The organism is Streptomyces sp. NPDC053493, assembly GCF_044544825.1.
Classification (GTDB): domain Bacteria; phylum Actinomycetota; class Actinomycetes; order Streptomycetales; family Streptomycetaceae; genus Streptomyces.
In genome coordinates this window covers 706,736-726,128 of sequence record NZ_JBITXS010000002.1, presented here as the reverse complement: position 1 = coordinate 726,128, position 19,393 = coordinate 706,736, and the positions used below count along the sequence as shown (strand labels likewise).

15 protein-coding genes are annotated in these 19,393 nt (G+C 75.4%); 7 read left to right on the top strand and 8 right to left on the bottom strand.

Going from position 1 to position 19,393, the window contains the following annotated elements:
- Position 1: 1 nt before the first annotated feature.
- Entirely contained in the window at positions 2-1,402 is a 1,401-nt protein-coding gene (locus ACIGO8_RS09015; RefSeq protein WP_399726159.1) for an esterase/lipase family protein, read from the bottom strand.
- 14 nt (positions 1,403-1,416) lie between these two features.
- Positions 1,417-5,886 carry a hypothetical protein gene (locus ACIGO8_RS09010; protein WP_399726156.1) on the bottom strand — a complete coding sequence of 1,490 codons (4,470 nt, stop codon included), beginning with the start codon at positions 5,884-5,886 and terminating at the stop codon, positions 1,417-1,419.
- Between the two features lie 98 nt (positions 5,887-5,984).
- Between ACIGO8_RS09010 and ACIGO8_RS09005 the strand changes: the two genes are divergently transcribed.
- On the top strand, positions 5,985-7,055 hold the full coding sequence (locus tag ACIGO8_RS09005; RefSeq protein ID WP_399726154.1) for a translation initiation factor 2: 1,071 nt from the start codon (positions 5,985-5,987) through the stop codon (positions 7,053-7,055).
- 15 nt (positions 7,056-7,070) lie between these two features.
- Here the strand turns inward: ACIGO8_RS09005 and ACIGO8_RS09000 are convergent, their stop codons facing one another.
- Positions 7,071-8,186, bottom strand: a complete 1,116-nt coding sequence (locus tag ACIGO8_RS09000) for an adenosine deaminase (protein WP_399726151.1) — start codon at positions 8,184-8,186, stop codon at positions 7,071-7,073.
- 158 nt (positions 8,187-8,344) lie between these two features.
- Positions 8,345-9,097 (bottom strand): GntR family transcriptional regulator, encoded by a 753-nt coding sequence (locus ACIGO8_RS08995; protein WP_399726148.1) that lies wholly within the window; start codon positions 9,095-9,097, stop codon positions 8,345-8,347.
- A gap of 200 nt (positions 9,098-9,297) precedes the next feature.
- On the opposite strand from ACIGO8_RS08995, the gene ACIGO8_RS08990 reads away from it, so the two are divergent.
- On the top strand, positions 9,298-9,678 hold the full coding sequence (locus ACIGO8_RS08990; protein WP_399726145.1) for a hypothetical protein: 381 nt from the start codon (positions 9,298-9,300) through the stop codon (positions 9,676-9,678).
- A 76-nt stretch (positions 9,679-9,754) separates the two neighbouring features.
- Positions 9,755-10,297 carry a GNAT family N-acetyltransferase gene (locus ACIGO8_RS08985; protein WP_399726143.1) on the top strand — a complete coding sequence of 181 codons (543 nt, stop codon included), beginning with the start codon at positions 9,755-9,757 and terminating at the stop codon, positions 10,295-10,297.
- A 74-nt stretch (positions 10,298-10,371) separates the two neighbouring features.
- Here the strand turns inward: ACIGO8_RS08985 and ACIGO8_RS08980 are convergent, their stop codons facing one another.
- The gene (locus ACIGO8_RS08980) at positions 10,372-10,713 is read right to left on the bottom strand and encodes a DUF6204 family protein (RefSeq protein WP_399726140.1); all 342 of its coding nucleotides are present in this window, start codon (positions 10,711-10,713) and stop codon (positions 10,372-10,374) included.
- A gap of 114 nt (positions 10,714-10,827) precedes the next feature.
- Here ACIGO8_RS08980 and ACIGO8_RS08975 point away from each other — a divergent pair, with 114 nt between their 5' ends.
- On the top strand, positions 10,828-12,783 hold the full coding sequence (locus ACIGO8_RS08975; protein WP_399726138.1) for a DUF5107 domain-containing protein: 1,956 nt from the start codon (positions 10,828-10,830) through the stop codon (positions 12,781-12,783).
- 109 nt (positions 12,784-12,892) lie between these two features.
- Here ACIGO8_RS08975 and ACIGO8_RS08970 read toward each other — a convergent pair whose 3' ends face one another.
- Positions 12,893-13,747 carry a methyltransferase domain-containing protein gene (locus tag ACIGO8_RS08970; protein WP_399726135.1) on the bottom strand — a complete coding sequence of 285 codons (855 nt, stop codon included), beginning with the start codon at positions 13,745-13,747 and terminating at the stop codon, positions 12,893-12,895.
- Between the two features lie 251 nt (positions 13,748-13,998).
- Between ACIGO8_RS08970 and ACIGO8_RS08965 the strand changes: the two genes are divergently transcribed.
- The 3 genes from ACIGO8_RS08965 to ACIGO8_RS08955 all read left to right on the top strand — a co-directional run bounded on the left by ACIGO8_RS08965 (position 13,999) and on the right by ACIGO8_RS08955 (position 17,686).
- A complete protein-coding gene (locus ACIGO8_RS08965; RefSeq protein WP_399726132.1) occupies positions 13,999-15,219 on the top strand; it encodes a sulfite oxidase in 1,221 nt (406 codons plus the stop codon).
- A gap of 92 nt (positions 15,220-15,311) precedes the next feature.
- A complete protein-coding gene (locus ACIGO8_RS08960; protein ID WP_399726129.1) occupies positions 15,312-16,544 on the top strand; it encodes an aminotransferase class I/II-fold pyridoxal phosphate-dependent enzyme in 1,233 nt (410 codons plus the stop codon).
- 89 nt (positions 16,545-16,633) lie between these two features.
- Entirely contained in the window at positions 16,634-17,686 is a 1,053-nt protein-coding gene (locus ACIGO8_RS08955) for an MBL fold metallo-hydrolase (RefSeq protein WP_399726127.1), read from the top strand.
- On the opposite strand, the gene ACIGO8_RS08950 is transcribed toward ACIGO8_RS08955, so the two are convergent.
- Both ACIGO8_RS08950 and ACIGO8_RS08945 read right to left on the bottom strand, forming a co-directional pair.
- A complete protein-coding gene (locus ACIGO8_RS08950) occupies positions 17,666-18,334 on the bottom strand; it encodes a DedA family protein (RefSeq protein ID WP_399726812.1) in 669 nt (222 codons plus the stop codon). The two genes, ACIGO8_RS08955 and ACIGO8_RS08950, sit on opposite strands and share 21 nt — an antisense overlap.
- Positions 18,335-18,515: 181 nt before the next feature.
- Positions 18,516-19,289, bottom strand: coding sequence for an MBL fold metallo-hydrolase (locus ACIGO8_RS08945; protein WP_399726125.1), 774 nt, complete (start codon positions 19,287-19,289; stop codon positions 18,516-18,518).
- Positions 19,290-19,393 lie beyond the last annotated feature (104 nt).

Here is a 19,393-nt window from a genome sequence, read left to right as displayed (position 1 = left end):
GTCAGTCCAGGACGACGAGGGTCTCCTGCTGCACCGAGGCGGTCGTCACCCTCGGCGCCGACACCTCGACGAGCCAGATGCCCGGCGGCGGCGTGAACGTGGCGCGGTAGTGCCCGTCCTCCGCCGGGAACAGCCTCCGGCGCTCCAGGACCTCCCCGTCGGCGGGGGAGACCAGGCGCCCTTCCAGGAACAGCCCGGACTCCTCCGACACGGCCGTCACCTCCACCGGCTCGCCCTTGGCCACGGCCTCCGGGACGTCGACGCCGAAGCCCGTGCCCAGCGTCTGGTAGGGCCGGTGGTCCAGGGCCTCGTAGCGGTCGAGCAACTGCCGCTGCAGCTTGGCGTCGTTGGGCAGAGCGGTGTGACCGAGCCGGAACCAGTCCATCCGGCCGCCGTTCGGCCAGTCCGGCGGGGTGGCCGACAGACACGGCACCGTGCCGTCGCCCTGCCAGCGAGGCTCGCCGGGAAGGCGGTCGTCGTACGCGATCCGCCCGCCGGACAGCCGCAGCAGCACGTCCGTGGGCTCGCCGTTGCCGCCGGAGGCGAAGAGCTGGTACGCCTCCGGCCGCCCGGCGGCCCGGTCCGCCTCGGCGTTGCTCCGGATGTGCTCGTCCAGCGTCCTGCGGAACGCGAAGGCGTCGTCCACCATCGCCGTGTCCAGACCGGGCACGGACACGTCCTCCAGCCGGGTGCCGTCCGGATGCCCGGCGACGCACTGGTACGTGGGCAGCAGCTGGTGCACGGACGGCATGCTCCGGGCCGCCTCCACCAGCCGGGTGCGCAGCCGCTCGGGCACCGCGCGCACCTTGCGGCCGGGGAAGGTCCCGGTCAGCGCCTGAACGGCCTTGACCGCGCCCGCGTACGGCGTCCCGAGCGTCACCAGGGACCGCGCCGTCTCCCGGCCGCCCAGCACCTCCAGGTAGTAGCGGGTCACGAGCCCGCCCATGGAATGGCAGATGTAGACGACCTTGGGCGCCCGCTCACCGGTCTCGCCGCGGCCGCGGCACTCCTCCGTCCAGCGCGCCAGCTCCCGCTCCACGAACGCCTTCAGGAGCTCCGCGGACCAGCGGTTCGACAGCCGCCAGTCGTACGGGAAGACGACCGTCCGGCCGGCCACCAGGTCACCCAGGTGCCGGGCCAGCTTCTTGTACGCGACGTGCGGCATCAGCCCGGGCCAGACGCGCGGCTCGCGCAGCAGGCCGCCGGGTGACAGCGCGTACGGCCCCTCCGGCGCCTCGTTCCCGGCGCCCGGCGGCAGCGTCAGGCGCTCGAAGTAGCGCTCCATGTCGAAGAGCACACTGCCGACCACGCCGGGGGTCAGGTTCCACACGTCCCTCCCGTTCGCGTCGCGCAGCTCGCTGCCCAGGATTCCGGGGACGAAGACGACCAGGTCGTTCGCCATCTCTCTCCTTCGTGTCACCCGCGGCGGTCCTCGAGCCGCAGGACGTCCATCCGTTCCCGACCGACCGCCGCGAGGAGCGGTCCCGAGCCGCCGGGCGCCGCGAACACCTGGTGCACGTCGTAGCCCCGGTCCGGCAGCAGACGGTCCTCGCCGCGCGCGTCGAGAGCCCACTCGTGGACGGTCCGGGTACGGCTCGCGGCCAGCATCACGAGCCGTCCGCCCGCGCTCGGGCAGAAGGCCAGCGACCGGACGTCGGCGGCCGCCCGGAACAGCCGGAGTTCGCGCCGGCCGGTGCCTTCCTCCAGGCGGTCGTCGAGCGAGCCCGTGAAGACACCGTCGGACGTGGCGACGGCCACCAGGGGCCCGCCGCGGGCGTCATGGGTGCCGGCCAGCGCGCGGGCAGGGGCCAGGGCCCGGCCGGGCGGCGGCTTCGGCAGCCGGAACCTCAGCGGCGGGCCGGATTCCGCCCGCTGCCAGATCCATACGGAGTCGCCGGCGGTCGCGGCCACGAACGGTTCGGCGCCTGGCGACTCGACGACCGCCAGGTGCTCGATCCGCCCGACGCCGACGTGCATGCCCTCCAGCCGCTCCCGCGTGGAGAGGTCCCAGCGCAGGATGTGGCGGTCCTTCGCCGCCAGCACGTGCACGGCCTCTCGCGTGCCGACCAGGCCCACCGCGGTCACGCTGCTGTCGCGGTGCAGGTCGACGGCGAAGTCCGCCTCACCGAAGCCGTCGCCGTCGGAGCCGTCGCGGCCGGAGCCGTCGCCGCCGGAACTGGGCCCGCCGAAGTCCTCGTCGCCCGAGCCGTCCCCGCCGGAGCTCTGCCCCCCGAAGTCCTCGCCGCCCGGGCCCCCGCCGTCCGCGCCTCCGTCCCTGCCTCCGCCTCCGCCCGAGTCCCCGGTGGCGGCCGTCAGCCTCCTGACCCGGACACAGGGACCGTGGACGGGATGCCGCCCGCCGGCCGCGAGCCAGACCGTCCCGTCCGGCGTGGCACGCAGCGCGAGTGACGAGACGCGCTCCAGCGCCCGGTCGTCCGCCAGATGACGCCCGCCCAGGTCCCAGACGCGGACGGCGTCCTCCGCGGCGAGCGCCACGGCTCCCGCGCCCGGCCGCGCGCCGGCCATCGCGCCGGTGTGCGCGCTGCCCGATCCCGGCATGCCGGTCCGGGGCCGTGACGGCGCCGCCCCGGCCGACGGGCCCGAGGCCGACTGCCAGATCCGGATCCCGGACCCGTCCGCCACGCACACGGACCGTTCCTCGTCGCGGAGGAAGGCCACCGAGCGCGGCTGCGTGCGGTGTCCGGTCAGCCGCGGCAGCTCCTCGCCGTCCTCGACCCGCCACAGCCGTACGGTCCCGCCGTCCACGGCCGCCACCAGCGGATCGTCCGGATGATCGCTGAGGGCCACGGCCGAACCGGAGGCGTGCCGCAGCGCCGCCGCGTGGACGAGCTCCGCGCCGGGCCGGGGCCCGCCGGTGACCCGCCAGACCCGGACCTGCGGCCGTGCCGTGCCGAGGACGGCGACGTGCAGCCCGTCGCGCCAGGCCGCGGCGGCGAGCGCGTCGGCCCGGCCGCCCTCCGCCGCGAACGCGAGCACCTGCTCACCCGTCCGCGCGTCCCACACGACCACCCCGCCGTCACCGCCCGCCAGGACGCAGGCCCGGTCGTCCAGCGCGCCGACCGCGACGCCCTGGATCAGCCCCGGCCGGGGCCAGGGCCAGAAGCCGCGGTGCCGCGGGCGGCCGTCCCGCCACGCCCACACGGAGAGCGTGGTGCCGCTCGCCGCGGCCACGAGAGGCGTTCCGCCGGGCGCGCCGGCCGCCACGTCGCCGATCCGGGCGCCCCACCCGTACTCCAGGACGGGCCCCGCCTCCGACGTCCACACCACCAACCGCTCGGCGTCGGCGACCGCCGTCAGGCCGGCACCCGACGGCGCCGCCGACAGCGCGTGGAACGCCCCGCTCCCCAGCCACTGGTGCAGGAAGTCCGGTCGGCCACCGGGCCGGCGCCAGTGCCACAGGCGCTCGCCCGCCGCCAGCAGCCCGCCGCCGTCGCTGTCCGCCGCCACCGCCCGCACATCGCCCTGCGGGACCTTGAGCGTCCGGAACGGCGGGACCGGCGGAGTCGTCGTCCACTCGTCCGACCAGAACGACAGACCGGGAGACCGGGCCCAGGACCGCAGTTCCGGCTGCTGGTAGAGCGCCGTGGCCTGCAGCAGCGCGGACCGCTCGGCCGGGCTCTTCCCGATGAGTTCCTCGGCGACCCGCCGGTACAGCGCCGTCTCGGCGCCGGCCGCGGCGCCCGGCCGGTCGAGCAGCGACAGCAGGCGTTCCGGCTCGGCGTTGACCAGGAACTCGGCGTCCTTCGCCACCTCGTCAAGGCGCCCGGCCGCCGCGGCGTGTGCGGTGGCGTGACGGGCGATGTACGGGTTGGTGGCGCCGCGGCCCCGGTAGGTCGCGCGGTGCGCGCCCAGCAGGACGTCGGTCATGGCCGCGTGCAGCTCCGCCGGCGCACCGGCGCCCTCCAGGAGGTGATGGCCCATGGCCTCGTGGCTGAGCCGGTAGACCGGCTGGCCGGCCTCGCCGTACTCCACGATGTGCGCGCCGGCCACGCTCCTGATCCGGCGGACGTCGTCGGAGGTGTACGAGACGGCCTGCCCGCGCAGTTCGGCGAGGCGCCGGGCCGCCTGGAGCCAGATGCCGTCGGCGTGCGGCAGCCCCGCACCGTACGACAGCGCGAGCGGCAGCAGCAGCCCGCGGGCCCAGCCCGGCGCCACGGCGCCGCCCGGCCCGGCCGCGGCCACCCGGTCCAGATCGCGGATCTCCTGGTCCAGCGCCTCCTCGAGCCCGGAGGCGAGCAGGCCTCGGAACTCCTCGGCGTCCGGGGCCAGCGCCTTTCCGGACCGGACCAGCGCGGTGCAGTGCAGGCGCGCGACGAGGAACACTCCCTGGCTGCGCCGGACCAGCTCCCGCGCCACGGCCTCGCGCAGCGCGGCGTCGTCCGCGTACGCGGAGCCGGGCACGCCCAGCCGGCGGTGCACGTAGGCGGCGATGTCGTCCCACCGGTCGTGCACCGTGTCGAGTTCATGGGTCGAGGCGTCGAGCAGCGACAGCGCGGATCCCGCCGTGGGCCGGGTGCCCACCAGGATCCGCACGTTGGGCTGCTGCCCCAGCGGTCCGAGCACCTCCGTGACGAGCGAGTCGAGATGGGCGGGATCCGTCTCGTCGAGGCCGTCGACCAGGAAGGCGGCGTCTCCCTCCGCCCGGCACGCCGCGATCAGCGCCCGCACCACCTCGCCGACGTCCTTCCAGCCGGACGACGGCTCCTCGATCCGCATGCCCCGGGCCAGTTCGGCCGCACACTCGAGGGCGCTGCGGCCACGGCACTGGATGCCCGCGAGGATCGCTCCCGCCAGACCGACGCGCCGCTCCGCGGGCAGCGCGAGGTACTGCGGCGTGTCCTTGATCGTCATCATCGCGATCTGCCCCAGCAGCGCGGACTTGCCGCAGCCCGGCGCGCCCGTGACGACCAGGATGCCGCTGCGCGCGGAGGAGGTGAGCCACTCGGTGATCCGGGCCAGCGAGTGCCGCCGGCCGACGAAGAGGGCCTCGCCCTCCTCCTCCAGCCAGAGGCCGCGGAACCTGCTCCGCAGCATGCGCTGCACCTGCTCGCCCAGCAGCTCCTGCCGCCGGGTGGGCGCGGCGGCCGAGACGGGGCGCGCGGTCGGGTCGTAGTAGGGGTTCCGGAAGAAGCCGAGGAGCCGCGTCCCGCCGTGGGGCCGGGGCGTGACGAGGTCGCCCGAAGGTGAACGGGCCAGGACGTGATGGACGGCCTCGAGGACCACCATCCCGTGCACGGCCCGGGCGTAGGCGTTCCACAGCGGCTCCTGCCGGAACTCGTACGCCCGGGACTCGACGAGCTCCTTCCAGGCGCCCAGCCAGAGCCCGACCTGCGCCAGCTCCTCTCCTCCGACGGTGCCCAGGCAGCCGATGCCGCGGCCGGGCACGTCGGCCCCGGCCGGTCCGGGGACCGTCGCGTCCCGCGAGACCTCCTGGTCGACGTACTCCTGGTACACGGCGTAGGCGATGTCCGCGGCATGGCAGGTGTCGACGATCAGCAGGAGGTCGCCGCTCGAACCGGTGAGGACCGAGGCGAGTTCGGCCGGCGTGAAGACCTTCCGGTTTCCCGCGCGGCGGTAGTCACGGCAGGGCAGCACCCCGCCGTCCCTGCCCGTCTTCACGCCGTGCCCCACCCAGTAGAGCAGCTTGCGCGGGGCCGGTGACTCCCTGATCCTGTCGAGCGCGTCCTCGATCTCGTGCTTCGTCCCCGAGATCACCGGAGTGGAGGCGTCGAAGCCCAGGCGCCGCGCCAGTTCACGGAAGTCCTCCGCGCAACGGCGTGCCGATTCCAGCGCGGCGTCCGGTTCCTGGTCGTACGCGTCGACACACACGACGAACGCCTCGCCGTGCACCCCCGTGACCGTCACACCCGCCTCCCCCGCCCCTGGTGAGAGTGTTGCAACCCTCTCACGGGCTGTGCAACTGTCCTTCCTGAGCACGTAGTTGGATCAAGGGAAAGGCTGTCGTGACAGAAGATCGCGATCCCGTCCGCATCGGGCCGCTGCAGACCGACTGCTACGTCTACGAGGGCGACGGCACCCGTCCCATCGTCGAGGAGAACCTGAGGATCTACTACGACGCCGACGAGCCCGTGCACGTGCCCGAGGACGTACGCCGCTGGCGCCAGGAGATCGAGGAGGAGCAGGCCACGCGGGCCGTCGCCGGCGCCGACCGGCGCTGGAACCACCCGCGGTTCGCCGTCGAGACGATCGCCGTCACCCGCAGCGACGACGTCGAGGACCCGATCGTCGAGATCCGCTTCTCACCCGCGGACTACTTCACCTTCCTCGCCGCCCAGCAGCTCGACCGCAGGATGGAGGAGGGCGAGGGAGCCGGATTCACCCTGCGCGAGCACTATCTCGCGGGCAAGGACCCGGTGGCCGTGAACGGGTTCCTGTCCAGCAGCTTCGGCGCGAACGTGGCCGTGGTGACCGGCAGGGACAACCGGATGCTCTTCTCCCGGCGCAGTCCCACCGTCGGCGGCAACGCCGGGAACTGGAACTCCTCGGCCAACGAGGGACTTTCGGGGAAGCACGACCTGAAGGACGGCGTCCCGGACCTCTTCGGGGCCGCCCGGCGCGCCCTGCGCGAGGAACTGGCGGTGCATCAGAGCGACGCCTGCGAGCTGGAGTTGCTGTCCTTCGGCATGGATGTCGGCCGCCATCAGTGGGCCGCCTTCTTCCTGGCCGTCCTGCCCGATCTGAGCGAGGCGGACCTGCGCGACCGCTGGAGCCGGGGCGTCGACGACAAGTGGGAGCACACCGAGTTCCGGTTCGTCGAGGCGGAGCCCGACGCCGTCCTGGACTTCCTCCTGGATCCCGCGCACCGCGACGAGTGGACGGCCTGCGGACCGGCCCTCTTCTTCCACGCCATCGTCCGGCTGATGGTCCGCCGCCTCGGCGACGCGGGCGAAGGGCGGCTCGCGGTGGAGCGGGCCATCGGCCCCGCCATCCGCAGGGCCGAGGCCAAGGCCGACCCGGCCGCCGGACCGTCCGGCCGGGGTGGGTCCGGCGACTCGGGGTCGGACGGGCCCTGAGTCGCCGGACGAGCCCTAGACGGCCTGGGCCTTGAGGGCCGCGTAGGCCGGGCGGATCACCTCGGTGACGAGACGGGTGCGGTCCGGGAGCGGGAGGAAGGCGGACTCCAGGGCGGCGACCGTGAACTCCTCGAAGACCTCCGGGCCGTAGCCGAACGCGTCCGCCATGTGCTGGAACTCCTCGCTCATGGTGGTGCCGGAGACCAGGCGGTTGTCGGTGTTCAGGGTGATGCGGAAGCCCAGGCGGCGCAGCTCGTCGATCGGGTGCGAGGCGTAGTCCTTGGCCGCGCCCGTCTGGAGGTTGGAGGTCGGGCAGACCTCCAGCGCGATCCGGTTGTCCCGCACGTAGGCGGCGAGCCGGCCCAGCGTGCCGTCCTCGGCGATGTCGTCGGTGATCCGCACGCCGTGGCCGATCCGCTCCGTGCCGCAGACCTGCACGGCCTCGTGGATCGACTCCGCGCCGACGGCCTCGCCGGCGTGGATGGTGAAGTGGCAGTTCTCGCGCTTCAGGTGCTGGAAGGCCGGCAGGTGGCGGGCCGGCGGGTTGCCGATCTCGCCGCCCGCGATGTCGAAGCCCGCCACGCCGTTGTCCCGGTGGGCGACGGTGAGCCGCGCTATCTCCAGCGAGCGGTCGGTGTGCCGCATGCCGGTGAGCAGCGTCCGGACGGTGATCCGGCCGCCGGTGCGGGCCTCGCCCTCGCGGAAGCCGTCGTTCACGGCCTCGACGACCTCGTCCAGCGTCAGCCCGCCCTCGAGGTGCTGCTCGGGGGCGTAGCGGACCTCGGCGTAGACGACGCCGTCGGCCGCCAGGTCCTCGGCGCACTCGGCCGCGATCCGCGTCAGCGCCTCGCGGGTCTGCATCACCGCGCAGGTGTGGGCGAAGGTCTCCAGATACCGCTCCAGCGAACCGGAGTCGGCGGCCTCACGGAACCACACCGCCAGCTCGGCCGGGTCCTCGGTGGGCAGCCCGGTGTATCCGCAGGCCCGCGCCAGCTCGACGATGGTCGCGGGGCGCAGCCCGCCGTCGAGGTGGTCGTGCAGGACGGCCTTCGGGGCCCGCCGGATCCAGTCGGCGACGGCGGGGGAGGAGGCGGGAGCGGTGGACGCGGTGAGGTTGTCAGACAAGTGCATGGCGGGGAAGTGTACGCCACGCGGAGGGCGCGGTGGTGTGACGGCTGCCACCGGACCCGGCGCCGCGGCCCGGCAGGGCGTGTGCGCCCTGAGTGGGCGGGCGTGGACGGCCTCGGCGCCGTCATGGATGCGCCGGGCTTCGGGACGGGCGCCGCGGCTCAGTTCGACTGGAGCACCGGCAGCGCCGGCGCGCCCGTCGGGAGCATGTGCTTCGCCGCGAGCACGGGCACGCCGTCGGCCCGGACCACCTGGGTGACCAGGACCGCGGGCGTGTCGGCGGAACGGCCCAGCTGCTCGCCGCGGCGGCGCCCGAGCAGCGTGGCCGTGACCGCGCTGTGCGCGGCCAGCGGCACGCCCCGCGAGGCGCCCGTGAGCACCGCGAGCAGCGAGGTCCGCTCGGGCGCGGCCGTCGTCCGCAGCGCCTGCGCGAAGGCCGGGTGCGCCCGCTCCAGGACCTCGTCGGCCGCCGCCCACTCGTGACTGAGGGCCGCCGGCCCCGCCTCGCCGGCGAACACGGTCTCCCAGAAGCGCAGCTCGGCCCCGGCCGGCGCGAGCAGGTGCTGGGTGGTGAAGTCGGTGGGCTCCTCCACGGACCGCAGCAGACCGCGCACCCGCAGCGGCCCGTCCGCCGTCCCGAGCAGCTCCTCCAGCGGCTGGATCTGCTCGAAGCCCCGCCGCGGCGGGTGGGCGTTGACCGTGCGGCCGACCCCGCGCCGTACGGTGAGGAGACCGTCCTCCTGGAGCAGCAGCAGCGCCTCCCGGAGCGCGGGGCGGCTCACGCCCAGCTCGCCCGCGAGCTTGGGCTCGGAGGGCAGCGTGGAGCCGGGCGGATAGGTGCCGTCGTGGATGGCGTCCGCGATCCGCTCGTAGAGCGCGACGACCGGTCGCCGCTGCTGTCCGCCGGCTGCCACGGATCCTCCTCGGGCTCGTACCGCACCTGTGCTCACGTCCACCGTATCCGCCGAGCCTTGTCTGACAAGTCACTCGTACGGTCGCTCCGCCGCCGCCCCGGCGTGCGAATCGGCCCATCCTGAGGGGACCGATCACGGAGGAGAGGGCCGGCCATGAGTCGCAAGGAGACGTCGAGCACCGCCGTCGCCCGGAGGTACGAGTGAGGCGGGCCACCGTCGTCGTCGCGGGCGCCGCTCTCGCGCTCGCCGCGGTGGCGGTCAGCTCGTCGGAGTCGGCCACCGCCCTGGAGGGCCGGGAGGAACGGGTCCGGGAGCGGGCCCGGGAGCGGGCCCCGCAGCCCATGCCCGACTTCCTCGGCAAGGGCCTGTGGCGGGTCCTCACCGCCCTCGATCCGCGCACCCGCCTGGACGTCCACGACGTGGGCGGCGGCGACCGCCGCGTGCTCTGGCCGCCGAACTGGCGCGTCTGCACCCAGCACCCGGCCCCGGGCACCGCCCGTGGCCCCCGCCGCCGCGTGGTGGTGGGCGTCGTCAAGAACCACGAACCCTGCCCGGCCCGCGTCCTGGCGGCCCGCCGCTGACCGCGCGCCGGCGGTCCCGGCCGCACCAGGTCCTCCCCACCGTCCCCGGTGCTCCCTCGGCCGCTAGCCTGAGGGCATGTCGGGTGATCTCGGACCGTATCTCGGTGTGGGGCCGCGGGTCGGGCTGCGCGGGTTCACGCTCGCTGACGGTCCGGAGTTCACGGCCCGTGCCCGGGAGAGCCGTGCGCTGCACGAGCCCTGGCTCTTTCCGCCGCTGACGGAGGAGGCGTACGACTCCTACGCCCGCCGGCTGATCGACGACCCGGCCCGGGTCGGGCTGCTCGTGTGCGAGCGGGCGGGCGGCGGGATCGCCGGCTTCGTCAACATCAACAACATCGTCCGGGGCGCCTTCCTCTCCGGCGCCCTCGGATACGGCGCGTTCGCGCACGCCGCCGGGCGCGGGCTGCTGTCGGAGGGCCTCGGGCTCGTCCTCGCGTACGCCTTCGGGCCGCTCGGGCTGCACCGTCTGGAGGCGAACATCCAGCCGGGCAACACCGCCTCCCGCGCGCTCGTGCGGCGGGCCGGATTCCGGCTGGAGGGCTTCTCGCCCGCGATGCTGTTCATCGACGGCGCCTGGCGGGACCACGAGCGCTGGGCCGTCACCGCCGACGCTGCCTGAGCTCTCGCGGAAGCTTCCTGAGCCCGCGGACGCTTCCTGCGCCCCACTGCTCCTCCGGCCACCGCCCGCGCGGCTCAGCGCTTGTAGTTGATCTTCATGGTGTCCAGGTCGGTGACCGTCGACCTCAGCCCCTTGAAGCCGTGCCCCAGCTCCCTCAGCGCCGACTCCACCCGGTCCTCCGCGATCGCCCCGGCCATCTCCTCGCCGTCCGCCGCGTCCGACACGACGACCAGCCGGTACGAGAAGTGCTTCAGGGTACGGTCGTAGGCGAGGGAGCCCTCCTCGGTGAACTGCATGGCCGTCAGGCCGTGCGCGTCGACCTCGGCGAGCAGCCGGCGCCGGCTCTCCTCCGACAGTCCGTCGAACGTGCCCCGGACGATCACCCGGTAGGTGTGCTGCGTCTGCTGCGTGCTCATGACCTGAGCCTACGGAGGCCCCCGCGGCCCGCAACGGAATTTCTCGGTCAAGCGGTCGTCAGGCCGTTGTCCACCCTCTGGCCAGCGGTGGTCCGGCCGTGTTCCATGGTCGACATGACGACCGTACGACGTGCCGTACTCACCCTGCCCGCGGCGCCGCTGGGCCCGGACAACCCCCTGCCCGCGCTGCGCCTGCTCGGCGGGGCCGGAACTCCCGCGGTCGACGGACGCGACCGGTCCGCTCTGCCGCGCGACATGGCACGGCAGCTCGGCCACGCCCCGCTGCGCACCCTCCTGCCCGTCCGGATCCGCGACGGATACGGACGCGAGCGCACACCCACCGCGCTCGACACGATCGTGATCGAGAACGACCTGCTGCGCGTCACCGTGCTCCCGGGCCTCGGCGGCCGCGTCCACTCGCTCCTGCACAAGCCGACCGGCCGCGAACTGCTCTACCGCAACCCGGTGTTGCAGCCCGCCGCGTTCGCGCTCAACGGCGCCTGGTTCTCCGGCGGCATCGAGTGGAACATCGGCGCCCGCGGCCACACGACGCTGGCCTGCGCCCCGCTCCACGCGGCGGTCGTCCCCGCGCCCGACGGCGGCGAGATGCTGCGGCTGTGGGAGTGGGAACGGCTGCGCGACCTGCCGTTCCAGGTCGACCTGTGGCTGCCGGACGGCGCGGAGCACCTGCGCGTCGGAGTCCGGATCCGCAATCCGCACGAGCGGGCCGTGCCCTGCTCCTGGTGGTCCAACGCGGCCGTCCCCGAGGACCGCCGCGTCCTCGTTCCCGCCGACACCGCCTGGCACTTCGGCTACGCGCACGCCCTGCGCCGCGTCACCGTGCCCCGTACCGAGGACGGCGCCGACACCACGTACCCGCTGCGCGGCACGCACGCCGCCGACTACTTCTACGCGCTGCCGGACGGGCAGCGGCGCTGGATCGCCGCGCTCGACGACGCCGGGCACGGGCTCGTGCAGACCTCCACGGACGGCCTGCTCGGCCGGAAGCTGTTCCTGTGGGGCACGGGACGTGGCGGCCGCCGCTGGCAGGAGTGGCTCAGCGAGCCCGGCAGCCCGGGCTACGCCGAGATCCAGGCCGGACTCGCCCGCACCCAGCTGGAGCACCCGGAGCTGGAGGCGGGAGCGGAGGTGTCCTGGCTGGAGACGTACGGGCCGCTGGCCGCCGACCCGGCCGCCGTGCACGGGACGGACTGGGCCGCGGCCCGCGCCGGCGTGGAGGACGCGCTCGGCCGGGCGCTGCCGCGCGCGGAGGTCGACACGGCGTACGAGCGGTGGCGCGCCGTCGCCGCCGACGCCGCGCCCGGCCCGCGCCTTGCGACCGGTTCCGGCTGGGGCGCGCTCGAAGTGCTGCGCGGGCGTCACGACCTGCCCGGCACGCCCTTCGAGGAGTCGCTGCTCGGCGAGGAGCAGCGGCCGTGGCTCCACCTGCTGCGTACGGGCGCGCTCCCGGATCCGGGCCCGGAGCCCTCGGCCGCACCCGCCCAGACCCCGGTCTCCGACGCGTGGCGGGACATGCTGGAGACGGCCCCGGCCGATCCGGTGACCGAATACCACCTGGGCGTCGCCCAGTGGGCGGCGGGCGATCAGGCCCAGGCGGTACGGAGCTGGGAGCGCGGCCTGAAGAACGCGGCCGAGCGCTGGCCGCTGCTCTACTGCCTGGCGGTGGCCGACCGGGAGGGCGGTCACCCGGAGCGGGCGGCCGAGCGGTACGCGGAGGCCTGCGAGGAGCAGTACGGCGGCGACCCGCACGTCACCGCCGCGCTCGGGCGCGAGGCGGTCACGGCCCTCCTCGACGCGGGCCGCCCGGCCGAGGCGCGGACGGTTCTGTCCCGCCTGCCGGACGAGGTCCGCTCCCGCGGCGCCTTCCGCTACCTGGAGGCCCGGCTGCTCCTGGCGGAGGACCGGAGGGCGGAGGCCCGCGCCGTCTTCGACGCGGGCTTCGAGGTCGCCGACCTGCGCGAGGGCGCCGAGGAACTGGGCGAGCTCTGGTCGCGCATCACGGACGAACCGCTGCCCGACGCCTACGAGTTCCGGATGCGCCCGAGCTGAGCAGGGTCGCCCTGGCCGGTCGCCGGCGAGGCGAGCGCGACGGCCGGGGCGAGCGGGACGGGCGGGGCGGCCGGGGCGGTGGCCCGGCCCGCGCGCCGAGGTCCGGGCCTCACACCCGGCACAGGATCTCGCCGTGCGGGACCATGAACCAGGCGTCGTCGTCCTCGCCCCAGGCCCGCCACGCCTCCGCGATCGCCGTCAGGTCCTCGGGGGTGGCGTGGCCGCTCTCGACGGCCAGCCGGGCGTAGACCGACTCGACGGTCCGGTCGGCCCACAGGCCGCTCCACCAGGCGCGGTCCTCCGGAGTGGCGAAGCACCAGACGCCGGCCGAGGCGGTGACGTCGGTGAAGCCGGCCTCGTGCGCCCAGGACAGCAGGCGGCGGCCGGCGTCGGGTTCGCCGCCGTTGGCGGCGGCCACCCGCCGGTACAGCGCCTGCCAGCGGTCCAGGCCCGGCTGCTCGGGGAACCAGGTGAAGGCGCCGTAGTCGCTGTCCCGGGCGGCGACCACACCGCCGGGCCGGCACACCCGGCGCATCTCGCGCAGCGCCTGCACCGGATCGCCCACGTGCTGCAGCACCTGGTGGGCGTGGACGATGTCGAAGGAGTCGTCCGGGAAGTCCAGCGCGTGGACGTCGGCGACCGCGAACTCCACGTTGTCCACGCCCTGTTCGACGGCCGCGGCCCGGGCCTTCGCCAGGACGTCCTCCGCCGCGTCCACCGCCGTCACCCGGCCGGGCGCGACCCGCGCGGCCAGATCGGCGCTGATGGTGCCCGGCCCGCAGCCCACGTCCAGGACGTCCAGGCCCGGCCGCAGCGCGGGGATCAGATAGGCGGCGGAGTTCTCGACGGTGCGCCAGGTGTGGGACCGCAGCACGGACTCGTGGTGCCCGTGGGTGTAGACGGCGGTCTCGTGCGGAGTGGTGGACGGCGACTTCGGCTGCGACGGCGACTTCGGCTGCGACATGACCGGACTCCTTCGGCTGAGTGGGTGTGATCACCGTACGCCGGTCATTCGATATGTGAGACCCCATTCTCACCATGTGGACACCGGCCAACATCGCCCGCCCGCACGGTCGTTGTGCCGGCCGACCTGACGGATCTCCGTGTGACAGGACCGTGAACTGGCCGTCCCGGCCCCCGTCGCACCCCTAGGGTGTGCCCCGACCGTCAGCTGATCCGCACCCGACCCGCACTCGACGTGCCGAGGAGAAGCCCGTGCCCGCCCGCCGCACCCTCCTGAAGTCGCTCGCCGCCGCTCCCGTGCTGTCCGCCCTCGCCGCCCCGGGCGCGAGGGCGGCGGAGGCCGCCGCCGCCGAAACCGCCGCCGGCACTGCCGCGCCCGCGGCGTCGCCCGCGCCCGGAATCGTCAAGCCGCTCCCGCCCGAGCACTTCACGATCCGCGGCACGAACGCCGAGGCGCGGTTCGAGAGCTTCGCCGACACCGGACCGCTCACGCCCGCCGCCCGCTTCTTCGTCCGCAACCACACCTCCACCCCGGTCCTCGACGCCGCCACCTGGCGCCTCACCGTGTGGGGCGACGGACTGCACGGCCGCGGCCCGGTCCAGTTCAGCTACGGACAGCTGCGCGACCTGCCCGCCGTCACCCGCACGGCCCTGGTCGAGTGCGCCGGAAACGGCCGCAGCCTCTACACCACCCAGCAGGGCGAGACCGTCACCGGCACCTCCTGGACCCTCGGCGCCGTCGGCGCCGCCCGCTGGCGCGGCGCCCGGCTCTCCGACGTGCTGCGACGCGCCGGGATCGCCGCCGACGCCGTCGACGTGCAGCCGCGCGGCCTGGACGACGAGTACGTGACCGGCGGCGTCAACCTGGGCCGGGTCCGCCGCCCGCTGCCCGTCGCCAAGGCCCTGGACGACTGCGTCCTCGCCTACGAGATGAACGGCGAGCCGCTCCCGTACGACCACGGCCACCCGGTCAGACTCCTCGTGCCGTCCTGGGTCGGCATCGCGTCGATCAAGTGGCTGGGCGACATCGAGGTGTCCCGCACGCCGCTCGCCTCGCCCTGGTCCACCGACTACTACCGGCTCTTCGGCGCCGCCCACCCGCCCGGCGGCAGCGCGCCGCTCACCACCCAGACCCTCAAGAGCGCCTACGAGCTGCCCTTCGGCGCCACCCTGGAGGCGGGCCGCACCCACCGGCTCACCGGCCGCGCCTGGTCCGCGCTCGCGCCCGTGCGCCAGGTCGAGGTCTCCACCGACGGCGGCGCCCACTGGCGCCCGGCCCGCCTCCTGGACACCCCGCGCCGCGACGGCTGGGTGCGCTGGAGCACGCCCTGGCACCCGCACCGCACCGGCCCCGCCACCCTGCTCTCCCGCACCACCGACGCGGCCGGCAACACCCAGCCCGAACGAGCCGTCCCCAACACGCAGGGCTACCTCTTCAACGGGATCGTCCGGCACCCCGTCACCGTCGCATGAGCGGCGAAACCCGCCGAACCTCCGTATAAAGGGCACAGGGGCGTCGCTCCCGGACGCCCCGGTGCAGGCGCGCGCCAAGGAGGAGTCGGGTCATGAGGCAGACCGTCCCGGAAGGCCGCGGCCCGGTGCGCTACGGGCCTCCGGCGCCGGAACCCGGCCTGCCCGTGCTGCCCGGCCTCGCCGCCCTGCTCGCCGCCGCGGCCGACCGCGCCGCTCCCGAACCACCCGGCGGCGGCCCCGTGCTGCGCGAGGCCGCCGCCGGCTACTGGTGGCGGCGCGGACTGCGCACCCACGCCGAGGACGTCGTCGCCGCGCCCGGCGCACCACCGCTGCTCCTCGCCCTGATCGCCGCCCACGGCGGCGACCTGCTGCTGCCCCGGCCCTGCCCCGCCTGGTGGACCCCGCAGGCCCGGCTCCTCGGCCGCCCCGCCTACCACGTGCCCACCCCGGCCGAGTGCGGCGGCGTGCCCGACCCGTACGCGCTCCTGGAGACCGTGCGACGGGTGCGCGCCGAGGGCGGCAGCCCGCGGCTGCTGCTGCTGTCCGTCGCCGACGACCCGACCGCCACCGTCGCCCCGCCCGAGATCGTCCGCGAGGCCTGCGAGGCCGCCGTCGCCGAGGGCCTGCACATCATCAGCGACGAGACCTGGCGCGACACCCTGCACCGGCCCCAGGAGACCGTGCTGCTCAGCCCCGCCGAGATGTGCCCCGACGACGTCACCGTGCTCACCGACCTGGCCGGCGCCCTCGCTCCCGCCGCCTGGCCCCTGGCCGTCGCCCGCTTCCCGCCCACCGCCGCCTCCCGCGGCGACCGGTACGGCGACCGCAGGGCCCGTACGCTCGACATCCTCACCGCGCTCGGCGCCCAAGTCCCCGGCCCCTTCGCCCCGGCCGCCGCCCACGCCCTCGACGAACCCGAGGACGTCACCGTACGGGCCCGGCTCACCGCCCACCTGCACGGGCGGGTGGCCGCCGCCGCCCACCACGCGGTGCTCACGGCCGGCGCCCTCGCCCGGCCCCCGCAGGCCGGCCGGCACCTCTACGCCGACCTCGGCCCGCTGCGTGCCGGGCTCGGCGCCCGCGGCGTCACCGACTCCCTCGAACTCGAGACCCACCTCACCGGCCGGCTCGGCACCCCGGTGCCCGGCGGCCACCGCTTCGGCGACGAACTCGGCGCACTGCGCGTCCGGTTCGACACCGCGGCCCTCCTGGGAAGGACCGAGGAGGAACGGACGGAAGCCCTCACCGCACCGCGGCCCGAGGAACTGCCCCACGTGGCGGCCGCGTTGGAATCCTTCGGAGCCGCCCTCGACGAACTGACCTGACCGGGGCGGCGGTTCGCCGCCGCCCGGAAGACCGATACGACGACGCCCGACGGACACCACGGTTGACGCACCAGACGGAGGCCGCCGACATGACGGAACAGACGGCCGGGCCATCCCGGGCCCCGCACTCCGGCCGCACGCCCCAGGCCCCGGACGCCGACCCGCGGCCCGCCGCGAACGGGCTCCAGCCGCTCGGCCGGCTGCGCCGCGACTGGCCGCGCAGCTTCACCGACCGCCTCACCGCGCCGCTGCCCGGCGTCCGCGCCATGGCGCGACTCGCCCGGGAGGGCGCCGTCCGCCCGGGGCCGGAAGGGCTCCGCGACATCCCGCTGCTGCCGTTCGAGCCCGGCCCGCTGCCCGAGGCCGGTCCGGACGACGTGGCCGTCACCTGGGCCGGACACGCCAGCTGGGTGCTGCGGATCGGCGGCCTCACCGTCCTCACCGACCCGGTCTGGTCCCGCCGCATCCTCGGCACCCCGGCCCGGCTCACCCCGGTGGGCGTCCGCTGGGAGGACCTGCCGCCGGTGGACGCCGTCGTCATCAGCCACAACCACTTCGACCACCTCGACGCGCCCACGCTCAAACGGCTGCCGCGCCACACGCCCGTCTTCGTGCCGGCCGGACTCGGCCGCTGGTTCACCCGCCGCCGCTTCAGCCGCGTCACCGAGCTGGACTGGTGGGAGGCGGCCGAACTCGACGGCGTGCGCTTCGACTTCGTCCCCGCCCACCACTGGTCCAAGCGCACCCTGCTCGACACCTGCCGCTCGCTGTGGGGCGGCTGGGTGCTCACCGACCGCGCGGGACGGCGCGTCTACTTCGCGGGCGACACGGGCTACGGCCACTGGTTCGCCGAGATCGGCCGCCGCAGGCCCGGCATCGACCTCGCCCTGCTGCCGATCGGCGCCTACGACCCGCGCTGGTGGCTCAGGGACGTCCACACCGATCCCGAGGAGGCCGTGCGCGCCTTCCAGGACCTCGGCGCGCGCCGGATGGCCCCCATGCACTGGGCGACCTTCGTGCTCTCCTCCGAGCCCGTGCTCGAACCGCTCGGCCGGGTCCGGGCCGCCTGGGAGAAGGCCGGACTGCCCCGCGAGGACCTGTGGGACCTCCCGGTCGGCGCCTCACGCGTGCTCGTTCCCTGAGTGGTCCGAGCGGTCCGCCTGTTGTGAGCGCGCGCCCCGGTGCGGGCGGCGCAGCCGGCGCCACAGCGCGGGCACGGCGCTGACGAGCACGGTGAGCCCGACCGCGGCCACCACGCCCTGCCACGGCTCGGCGAAGAGCGAACCGCCCAGGATGCCGATCAGCTGGTACGTCGCCGCCCACGCCAGACAGGCCGGGAGATCACCGCGCGCGAACCGCCGCAGCGGCATCCCGGCGAGCAGACAGGCCAGCATCACCGGGATCCGGCCCGCCGGCAGCAGCCGCGAGAGGACGAGCACGGGCACCTGGTGGCTCTCCAGCTGTTCCTGCGCCTGCGCGAGGCGCTCCGGTGTCACCCGGCCGCGCAGGGCGGCCAGCCAGCGCGAGCCGTTGCGGGACCTGACACCGCGCTGCCCGAGCCAGTACAGCGCCAGATCGCCGAGGAACGCGGCGAAGGAGGCCACCAGGAAGACGAAGAGCAGCGAGAGCGGCGCGGTCTGGTGGAAGGCGACCACCGCGGCCGAGCTCACGATCGCGCCGGTCGGCACCACCGGCACCAGCGCGCCGAGCGCCACGAGCAGGAAGAGGGAGGGATAGCCGACCGCCTGCTGCGTGGACTCCGGCGGCAGCTCCCGCACCGCCGCGAGCATCCGCTCGATCACCGCCCGCACCTTGCCTGCGCCGCCCCGCCGGCACCGCCCGCCGCAAGGCCGGCGCCGCCGGCACCGCCCGCCGGGTGCGTCTCGCCCGGTCCGCCCGCTCCGCCCGCCGGGCCCGCACCGGCTGCCGCACGGCCTGTCCCGGCCGCCCGCATCGGCGGCTTCGGGTGCCTCACCGGGCCACCTCCGGCCGCACGCGCTCACCGTGGCCCAGCAGGTGGACCGCCACCTTCGGGGCCAGCCGGGCCGCGTGGCGGACGAACTCGTGGCCGGGGGAGTGGAACTCGTGCGGCCGGACCGCGTCGAGCCCGATCGGCCAGTACGTGCCGTAGTGCACGGGCACCGCGGCGGCCGGGGCCAGCGCCGCGAGGGCCTCGGCGGCGCGGGCCGCGTCCAGGTGACCGTGGCCGAGGTACGGTCCCCAGCCGCCGACCGGCAGCAGGGCCACGTCCACCGGCCCGACCGCTTCCGCCATGGCGTCGAACAGGCCGGTGTCACCGGCGAAGTAGGTGCGGGCCTCGCCCTCCAGGACGTAACCGAGCGCGGGCGAGCGGTGCGGGCCCACGGGCAGCCGGCGCCCGTCGTGCCGCGCGGGCACGGCCCGTACGGTCACGCCCTCCACGCTCGCCTCCTCGCCCGGCGCCAGCTCCGTCAGCCGCAGTCCGCCCGCGCCGAGCCGGCGCAGCGCGGGCAGGGCCGCGGGCGCGCCGCGCGGCACGATCACGCGGGTGCCCGGTGCGAGCCGGGCGAGCGAGGGCAGGTGGAGGTGGTCGGCGTGCAGGTGCGAGACGAGGACGGCCTCGGCCCGCGCCGCCTCGGGCGGCGGCAGCGCGCCGCGCCGGCGCCGCAGGTGCGCGAGCCGGCGCGCGAAGAGCGGGTCGGTCAGGAAGCGGATCCCGGAGTCCTCGACCGTGCACGTGGCATGACCCCACCAGGTGATCTCCACCGGCGCCGCCGCCCTCTCCTGTCCGTGGCCCGGGCCGCCCGTGCCCGCCGGCCGGCCCCCTCCGTAACGAGGGTAGATGTCCGGGACCACGGGAGGGGCCGGTC